The organism is Streptomyces sp. A0642, assembly GCF_004795105.1.
In the GTDB taxonomy this organism is placed as follows: Bacteria; Actinomycetota; Actinomycetes; order Streptomycetales; family Streptomycetaceae; genus Streptomyces.
Genome location: NZ_SSBL01000065.1, coordinates 1 through 2,591 on the forward strand (window position 1 = coordinate 1; position 2,591 = coordinate 2,591).

2 protein-coding genes are annotated in these 2,591 nt (G+C 69.7%); both read right to left on the minus strand.

The window, feature by feature from the left end; translation table 11 throughout:
- Positions 1-334 (minus strand): beta-ketoacyl synthase N-terminal-like domain-containing protein (locus E6R60_RS36355; RefSeq protein ID WP_276614127.1); only part of this gene is annotated, 334 nt, incomplete at its 3' end.
- A partial coding sequence (locus E6R60_RS36360; RefSeq protein WP_136331005.1) for a type I polyketide synthase occupies positions 331-2,591 on the minus strand: 2,261 nt, incomplete at its 5' end. The genes E6R60_RS36360 and E6R60_RS36355, both read right to left, overlap by 4 nt.

Below are 2,591 nucleotides of genomic sequence, written 5' to 3' on the forward strand. Positions count from 1 at the left end.
AGGAAGCATCGAAGCCCTCGACCCCCTCGATGAAGCCGCCCTCACGGGCATAGCTCTTGCCGACGGCCTCAGGATCCGAGTCGTACACGCCCAGGCCGTCCCACCGCGACGGCAGACCACCCACCGCATCCCCACCGGTCGACAGCAACTCCCAGAACGCCTCCGGCGTATCGATCCCGCCCGGAAGACGGCACGCCATCGACACCACGGCAATCGGCTCGGTGCGTGCCGCACGTTCGGCGGTGAGTTCCTTCTCCGTCTCGACGAGCGCGTTCGCCGTTCGCCGCAGATACGCCTCGAGCTTTTCGAGCTTCTCGACTTCGGACGCGCTCATTCGCTCACTCCAAGCTTGCGATCCAGGAACTGAAGAAGGTCATCCGTACTGCCGGTGTCGAGCTCGGCTTCCGGTTCGGGTTGCTCGTCGGCGGCAGCGACGGTCCTAGCCAGGCCGTCCCGCAGAGCCAGCAGGCCGACCGTGAGGCCCGGCTCGTCGAGCTGTGCCGGCGTAGCGGAGCGCAGCAGCTCCACCAGGCTGTCGATCTGTGCGCGGGTGACCCCCCGCCCTCCGCCGGCCGGGCTTCCGGAGCCGATGGCCAGCTTGTCGAGGAGCAACGCCGCGATGGCGGTGGGGGTCGGGTAGTCGAAGGCCAGGGTCGAGGGCAGGGACACCCCGGACTCAGCCGAGAGACGGCGGCGCAGCTCGACCGCCATCAGGGAGTCCATGCCCAGCTCCTTGAGGACCTGGTGGGCTCCGATGCCGTCCGCCCCGGACGCGCCGAGGACAGTGGCTGCCTCCTGCTGCACAAGGCGGGCGAGATGAACACTCCGCTCGTCCTCCGGCAGTGTCAGCAGCCGTTCGCGCAGCCCGGAGGGGGTGCCGCCGGACCCCCCGGCCCGCTTGCGCGGAGGCCGCAGCAGGTTCCGCAGCAGTACGGGGACCTCACCGCCGTTGTCCGACTCCCTTTGGAGGGAGGCGAGTTCGAGCTTCACCGGCACCAGGTGCGGATACGGCTGCGTCAATGCGGCGTCGAGAGCGGCCAGGCCCTGCTTCTCTCTCAGCGCACCGATACCGCGACGTCGCATGCGTGCCAGTTCGGCCTGTCCGAGCCCTGCGGTCAGGCCGATTCCGGCTTGCTGCCACAGCCCCCACGACAGGCTGACCCCCGGCAGGCCGTCCGCACGCCGCCGGGCGGCGAGTACGTCGAGGAAGGCGTTCGCGGCGGCGTAGTTGCTCTGCCCGGCGCCGCCCAGGACTCCCGCGGCCGACGAGAACAGGACGAAGGCCGCCAGGCCCAGGTCCTTCGTCAACTCGTGCAGATGGAGGGCGCCACCGGCCTTCGGCGCCAGCACCCTGTTCAACCGTTCGGCATCCTGGGTTTTCAGCAGTCCGTCGTCCAGCACTCCCGCAAGGTGGAACACACCGGTCCAGGGGTGCCGCGCGTCGGCGGTCGCGAGAGCCGTGGCGACGTCCTCGCGACGGCTCACGTCGCAGGCCAACACCTGGACGCTCGCGGCGCCGGCGGCGGTCAGCTCCTCGACCAGCTCCACCGCTCCCGGTGCCTCCAGTCCACGCCGCGAGGTCAGTACCAGGTGCCGTACGCCGTGGGTACGCACCAGATGTCCGGCCACGGCACGGCCCAGCTCGCCCGTGCCGCCCGTGATCAGTACCGAACCGTCGGGGTCGAGCGGTTCCGCGACCGGCTGCCGCCGCCCCGGTTCGGCGAGGTCTTCATTAGTCGTCCGGACGAGCCGTGCGGCCAGGATCTCGCCGTCACGGATCGCGATCTCCGGCTCGCCCGTCAAGGCGACCGCCCCAGGCAGCGCAGCGTCGTCCGTGTTCGCCGTCCCGAGGTCAATGAGGCGGATCACACGCTCGGCGTTCTCGTTGCGCGCCGAGCGGAGCAGGCCCCACAGCGGTGAGTGCGCCAGGTCGCGAACGTCATTGTCCGCCCCCACGGCCGAGCGTGTGATCCATATCAACTCCGTTGCCTCCAAGCGGGGTTCACCAAGGAGACGTTGGATCGTGCCCAGTGCGGAAGCGGTCAGCTCCTGCGTGGCACGAGCGGTTTCACCATCTGCCGGCGCTGTCGCTGCCGTCGCATCCACGGCCAGTCGAGCGGGCGCCTGCCGCCCGTCATCGAGATGGGCAAGCAGTGCATCCACATCAGCCACATGGTCGGCCTCCAGGATTTCGAATGCCTCGGCCTTGTCGCCGAGGACCCATATGCCGTCCGCCGCCGTCTCCTGTGTGACGCGCGGCGTACGGAATTCGACGCGGTAGAGGTGCTCGACCGACTCGCCCGCCCGGATCTGCTCTGCGGTGGCCTCGCGGATGGCCAGGCCCCGCACCTGAGCGACGGGCTGGCCGGCCGGGTCGGCCACCCGGATGCGAGCGTTGGTGCCCGCCTCATCGAGATCGATGCGTATGCGCAGTTCGGTGGCGCCGGACGCGTGGAGCTCGACACCGGTCCACTCGAACGGCAGGAACACGGGCTTCTCGGCACTGCCTTCCGGCTCCTGGCGTATGCCCATGAGGGTGTGCAGGGCGGCGTCCAGGAGTGCGGGGTGGATGCCGAAGTCGTCGGGCTTGA